Source organism: Chryseobacterium barbadense, from assembly GCF_042849955.1.
Taxonomy (GTDB): domain Bacteria; phylum Bacteroidota; class Bacteroidia; order Flavobacteriales; family Weeksellaceae; genus Chryseobacterium.
Genome location: NZ_BAAFHL010000034.1, coordinates 21,807 through 28,012 on the forward strand (window position 1 = coordinate 21,807; position 6,206 = coordinate 28,012).

General features: G+C 37.6%; 9 protein-coding genes. All 9 read right to left on the minus strand.

The genetic code is table 11. The features are described from left to right. Window positions 1-10: 10 nt before the first annotated feature. Window positions 11-1,144, minus strand: a complete 1,134-nt coding sequence (locus ACGHIN_RS12325) for a hypothetical protein (RefSeq protein ID WP_390453899.1) — start codon at window positions 1,142-1,144, stop codon at window positions 11-13. A 34-nt stretch (window positions 1,145-1,178) separates the two neighbouring features. Then, window positions 1,179-2,033 carry a transketolase gene (locus ACGHIN_RS12330; RefSeq protein WP_390453915.1) on the minus strand — a complete coding sequence of 285 codons (855 nt, stop codon included), beginning with the start codon at window positions 2,031-2,033 and terminating at the stop codon, window positions 1,179-1,181. Window positions 2,034-2,138: 105 nt separating this feature from the next. Further along, window positions 2,139-2,660 carry a hypothetical protein gene (locus ACGHIN_RS12335; protein ID WP_390453901.1) on the minus strand — a complete coding sequence of 174 codons (522 nt, stop codon included), beginning with the start codon at window positions 2,658-2,660 and terminating at the stop codon, window positions 2,139-2,141. A gap of 37 nt (window positions 2,661-2,697) precedes the next feature. Then, a complete protein-coding gene (locus ACGHIN_RS12340) occupies window positions 2,698-4,197 on the minus strand; it encodes a sodium:solute symporter (RefSeq protein ID WP_390453903.1) in 1,500 nt (499 codons plus the stop codon). A gap of 112 nt (window positions 4,198-4,309) precedes the next feature. Further along, complete coding sequence (locus ACGHIN_RS12345) at window positions 4,310-4,594, minus strand: GNAT family N-acetyltransferase (RefSeq protein ID WP_390453905.1); 285 nt, start codon at window positions 4,592-4,594, stop codon at window positions 4,310-4,312. Window position 4,595: 1 nt separating this feature from the next. After that, entirely contained in the window at window positions 4,596-4,994 is a 399-nt protein-coding gene (locus tag ACGHIN_RS12350) for an OsmC family protein (RefSeq protein WP_390453907.1), read from the minus strand. Further along, window positions 4,994-5,212: a (4Fe-4S)-binding protein gene (locus ACGHIN_RS12355; protein WP_390453909.1), complete on the minus strand. Its 219-nt coding sequence runs from the start codon at window positions 5,210-5,212 to the stop codon at window positions 4,994-4,996. The genes ACGHIN_RS12350 and ACGHIN_RS12355 overlap by 1 nt, the downstream gene beginning before the upstream one ends. Before the next feature lies 1 nt (window position 5,213). Continuing rightward, window positions 5,214-5,792, minus strand: coding sequence for a TMEM175 family protein (locus ACGHIN_RS12360; RefSeq protein ID WP_390453911.1), 579 nt, complete (start codon window positions 5,790-5,792; stop codon window positions 5,214-5,216). Then, window positions 5,792-6,206: NADPH-dependent FMN reductase (locus ACGHIN_RS12365; protein WP_390453913.1), on the minus strand; the 415-nt coding region annotated here is incomplete at its 5' end. The genes ACGHIN_RS12360 and ACGHIN_RS12365, both read right to left, overlap by 1 nt.

Genomic DNA, 6,206 nt, shown 5'->3' on the forward strand with positions numbered 1-6,206 from the left:
TTTTATTTTTTTAATCGAGATTTTTTAAATAATTTTTTAATTTCTTTTGATCAGATTCATCAAGTTGATCATGAACTTCGTTGAGGTATAAGACTTCCCTTCTTATTTCGTCCAGTGTGATTTTAATGCCTACACTATGACTTCTGGCTTGGGTAAGATACATATCACACATTTGTCCTACGTAATTTCTCAAATGCTTTTTCAGGTCTTTATTCTTGAATTCCGGTAGGTCTTTTTCAAAGTTTTTGCAATGTTTAGGCAATCCTTTCCAAAGGTTTTCACTAGCAAGATTTGTGATGGCAAGACTTCCGTCTTCATCCTGGGCTTTTTTGTATTCGGAAATATAATCAGGAATAGAAATTTCCATATATGCGTCATCCATTACAGCCGCCACTGCAGAATCTACAACAATCGCTGCGGAGTCCGCTACCGCATATTCTTCATCCATTTTTTTATAAACAAGCATGAGGGAATCCATTTTTCTTTGTTTGTCCGTCATTGCTTTTTTATGATCGAAATAAACGAAATCCTTTGTATCTTTCATAGAAGTCAGAACAATATGTTCTTTATCATACTCCTTTTCAGGGCCTGCTTTTAAAATTATTCCGTTCAGTCCAGAACCTTTGAATTTAGATTTCCTTGTGTACTGGTTGAGAATTCCGTTTAAAACAGAAAAGTTATTTAACGGAGATTGATTATCAATACAAATTTTCAATTTCTCATCTTTTCTTTCACCGTCTTTTAGGTTCAGCAAAAAATGAGAACAGGGAATTCCTAAAATAGTTTCTTTGGTATTCAGTTTCTGGGTTTCCAGTGTAATGGCATCCTTTTCACCCTCCGCACTATCATAATAACTGCCCATTCCATACAACCAGGAGTTTACAGAGCCGTTGAGCCGGTTGTTCATATCCATGGCAACCATGCTGGTTCCTAATGTATCGGTATAATAATACATAAGCATTTCCCCGTAATTCAGTTTTGTAAGGAATTCATTGGTATTACTTGCATACATTTTCAAGACAGGTTTAGAGGTGTTTTCTCCTACAAACTGATAGTTCAGCTCTTTTGCAAAAGATATTTTTTTCTCCTGTGCCATCCCGAGAACGAAGCTTGTAATAAGGCAGATTAAGATGAGTTTTTTCATGGTCAACTTTAATAAATGTGATGGGTAAAAGATATTAGTAATCTGAAGGCGCTTCTAAATATAATTGTTTGAAAGCAGTATCCAGTTGCTCATCATTAGGAGCTTTTCCGTGCCAGGCGTGAGTTCCCATCATATAATCTACACCGTAACCCATTTCCGTATGAAGGATAATTGCTACAGGCTTTTCTTTTCCGGTTTCTGTTTTTGCTTTTTCAAGAATGGCAATAACGGCTTCAAGATCGTTACCGTTCTTCTCTTCTAAAACTATCCATCCGAAGGCTTCAAGCTTAGCATGAAGATTTCCCAGACTTAATACATCATCTGTATCACCATCGATCTGGCGCCCGTTATAATCGATAGTAGAAATAATATTATCCACTTTTTTCGCAGCTGCAAACATCAACGCTTCCCAGATCTGACCTTCCTGAAGCTCACCGTCTCCATGTAAGGAATATACAAGAGAGTTGTCTCCGTCTAATTTTTTACCTAATGCAGCACCCAGAGCTACCGATAATCCCTGTCCAAGTGATCCTGAAGCAATACGGATACCAGGTAAACCTTCATGAGTGGTAGGGTGGCCCTGTAATCTTGAATCTAATTTTCTGAAAGTTCTCAATTCATCTACCGGGAAGAAATTGAATCTTGCCAAAGTAGAGTAGTACACCGGCGAAATATGGCCGTTGGAAAGATAAAAATGATCTTCATTTTTGCCTTCCATAGTGAAAGGAAGATGATAGTTCATTACCTTTCCGTAAAGTGCCGTGAAATATTCCGTACAACCTAAACTTCCGCCTGGATGCCCTGAATTAACAGCATGAACCATTCTTAAAATGTCTCTTCTGATTTGCGTAGTAAGAGCTTTTAACTCTTCGATACTTTTACTCATTATATCTGATTTATTTGCACGCGAATTTACAACTTTTTAATGGCTTACGGAAATGTAAAATCCGAGTGGAAAACCCGGATTTTGAATTATTTAAAGAATTGATTTTTTTTAACAGCCTTCGTTCATGTATACTGAAATTTCCGTAATGATATTATTAATAAATTTAAAAGAAAGCTGTGTTCCTGCATCAAGATCTTCCAACGTAAAATATCCTGTGTCCTTAAGACGTTTTTCTCCCTTTTCGTCCCATGCCGGGTGCACGGTAAAGCTGGGATGGTTTCTGTAAGCATTGATGAGATCATCTTTTGTATTTCCTATTCCGATTCCACTTTTGGTTTTGAATTTTTTGCTGGTAGTAGTTAAACCCATTATACTTGCGACATTCGGTTTTGCTTCACTGACATAGGCTTCATAAAGATCGATCTGGATTAGTTCTCCGTTATATTTCACGGTGTTTTTAGACTCTCCGTCGGATAATTTGAGTTTTGTTCCTGAAAGTTTTTCTGCCTCGGTTTTATCCATGAACATTTTGAAAGGGCCGATTCTTAAAGTGGAAACCTCAAAGTTTTCCTGAGCTGCCATAAAGCTGAATGCAAATACACATACTAAAAGCTGAATAATTTTTTTCATGATTGTCATATTTAATTGTTAAGTGTTGTTTTGATGTTTATTTTTTTCTGATCAGCAATAATCCGATAAATGTCAATAATCCGTTGATGATCAGTAATTCCAACCCGATTTTAAAGTCTCCGAAGATATTACCCTGGTATTTATCAATAAAGTAAGAAATTACCGGTGCTGCGATACAAATGTAAGGAACTAGCTTATCTTTTACTTTATATTTAGTGAAAATTCCGAAGGCGAAAAGCCCTAAAAGCGGTCCGTATGTAAAGCCTGCCAATTTCAGGATCAATCCGATCATGGAATTATCATTGATTACTTTAAAAATAACCACCATAATCAGGAACGAAAGCGCAACAAGCAGGTGAACCGTTTTTCTGAATTTCTCCTTCTTTCCGTCATCCCAGTCTTTTCTTTCCTTCATTCCGAAGATATCAATACATAAAGAAGAGGTAAGAGCGGTCATGGCACCATCTGCACTAGGGAATAAGGCCGAAATTAATGCGATGATGAAAATAATTGAAATAAAGCCGGGCATATGATTCAAAGCGACTTCCGGGAAAATCTTGTCCCCGAAAATATCTTTTCCGTTCAGTAAAAATTCTTTTTTGGCGACCCCGTCTTTCATGATTTCTGTAAGCTGTGCTCCTTCGCTTTCCCCGAAAAGATAGAGAAGACCTCCCATATAAAGAAATAGTGAAATCACTCCTAATAAAATAAAGCCAAGCGTTACCATATTCTTCTGGGAATCTTTCAATCTGGTTACAGAAAGGCTTTTCTGCATCATTTCCTGGTCAATTCCGGTCATGGTAATGGTGATAAACGCACCGGCAAGAATCTGTTTAATAAAGAATCCCGGCGAATTGAAATCTGTTTCAAAAATTTTGGTGTAACCTTTTTCATGCATGGCAGTTAAACTTTGTCCCACATTTAGATCCAAATGATTCAGCATGTAAAAGGTACAGATAATCAATCCCAAAAGCATACAGGAAGTTTGTAATGTATCTGTCCAGACAATGGTTTTTACCCCTCCTTCATACGTGTAAAGAATGATCATTAAAAGAATAACCAGCGTAGTAACAATAAAGGGAACTCCTAAACTATCCAATATAGAAACCTGAAGAATATTAACAACCAGATACAATCTCGCTGTAGCTCCCACCAATCTCGAAACGATGAAGATCCATGCTCCGGATTTATAGGAAAGCTGTCCCATCCTCTGTTGAAGGTACCCATAAATGGAAGTCAGTTTCAAACGGTAGTATAAAGGAAGTAAGACATAGGCAATCACAATATATCCTATAAGGTAACCCAATGTGATCTGCAAATAGGCGAAATTATCTTTTCCTACTGCTCCCGGAACACTTACAAAGGTAACTCCCGAAAGCGAGGTCCCGATCATTCCGAAGGCAACAAGCATCCAATTACTCTTACGGTTTCCGATAAAGAAACTCTCATTATCACTTCCTTTTCCGGTTTTGTAAGCTACCCATAGAAGGAGCGCAAAATACACGATAATGATAGACAATAATATAATTGGAGACATATTTTTTTCAATTAAAATTTTACAAATATAGTTTTTTTCTCTTCGGATAAAAAAGAAAAACCCTTTCAGAAATATATACTGAAAGGTTTTATGTATTGAATGTTTCTATTTGTTAAACCAATACATCCTGCAGATCCTTATTTTTTTGGAAAGTAGCTTTTGCAAAGGGGCAGAGCGCGATGATTTTCTTGCCTTCTTTTCTGGCAAAGTCAACGGCTGCCAAAACCATTTCCTTACCTACGCCTTTCCCGTTATACGCTTCTTCCACTTCGGTGTGGTCTATAATAAATCTTTCTTCTCCTGCCCAGGTATAAGTCATTAACCCTGCATGGTTCCCGTCTATGAAAGCTTCAAAACTTCCGTGTTTTTCGCCGTTGTTTTGTTTTACTTCTGTCATATTATGAAAATTTGGTTAGTATTTCTATTTCGTTGGTCAACATTTTATGAACAGGACAGGCATCTGCAATCGTGTGAAGCCTTTTCAGCTGCTCTGCATCCAGATTCGTACCTTCAAAGCTGATGTCTCTTTTAAAAACAGCTAATTTGGTGATCGGAAAATTTTCCAGGTCTACTTCTACGTTGATCTTTTCCACGTCCCATTCCTTTCTGTCGATATACATTCTCAAGGTAGCAGCAGTACAGCTTGCTAATGAAGTGGCTAAAATTTCAAACGGATTAAAACCCTTGTTTTGTCCGCCTTTATCTACAGGCTCATCGGTGATCAGCTGATTTTCCCCTGCAATTACTTCAGTATAATATTTTGTTTTTCCTAAACTTGCTTTTACGGTTACCCCCATTATTTTTCTGTATTGAATTGATAACTTAATGCCCCGGAAGGACATTGGTCTATTTGGTTTTTGAGCTCCTCAGCCGTTGCGTTTTCCGCTTTTATCCAGGGTCTCTCTTTGGGATTATATACTTTGGGAAGCATTTTTACGCAGACTGCTGAGTGAATACACTTCTTTGGTTGCCAGATAACGGTAATATCACCGTTGGGGTATGTATGTGTTTCCATATCAATTTTCTTTTAATGATTTTTCGATTCTCCGGTCCGGGATCAGCCAGATAAGAGCAACAATATAATAAAATGCTACAGCAATATAAGGATAGAAAAATGAGGTAACAATTCCTAAAACATAAAGTACAATAGAAATATATTCCTTGAATCTGGATTCAATGGCTTCTTTAAGTTTGGAATTCTCTCCTTCTCCTTTAATGATCGCATTTTCAAGAATCGTATAGGCAATTGCACACATGATTAATCCGATTCCGTAGGTGGCCACCGGATTTTCAGCAAAATTGGTCGTCCCGATCCATTCCGTAGCGATAGGCATCAATGAAAGCCAGAATAATAGATGCAGATTCGCCCAAAGTATATTTCCGTTCACTTTTTTTACTGCCTGGAACATATGATGATGATTGTTCCAGTAGATTCCTACATAGATGAAACTGAAAATATAAGCAAGAAATCGCGGAAGCATAGGTTTCAGACTGGCCCAGCTGTTTCCTTCCGGAACTTTAAGTTCAAGGACCATAATCGTAATGATAATCGCCAGAACTCCATCACTGAAAGCTTCCAGTCTTCCCTTATTCATTAGTTTTTTATTTCGTTTTTAAAATTTTCGATCTTATTTTTGAGTTCCTGAAGCATATCAGGATTAATGCCACCGCTTTCCAGGTCAAAATTCTCATAAAATTTAGGAAGTGAGAACGTGTCTTTGATTTCGGCTCCGAATTGAGGGAAAAATGTTTTGGCAGTATTCATCACATTTCCACCGCCATAACCTCCGGGAGAAGTACTCATCAGAAGCATGGGTTTGTTCTGAAATACTTTTACATTGATCCGCGAAGCCCAGTCAAAAATATTCTTAAAAGCCGCACTGTATGATCTGTTGTGCTCCGCCAGTGAACAGATGATCACATCACATTCTTCAATCACTTTTAAAAAACGGTGGGCTTCATCCGGAAATCCTTTCTTTTCAAGATCAACGGAGAAAACCGGCATGGAA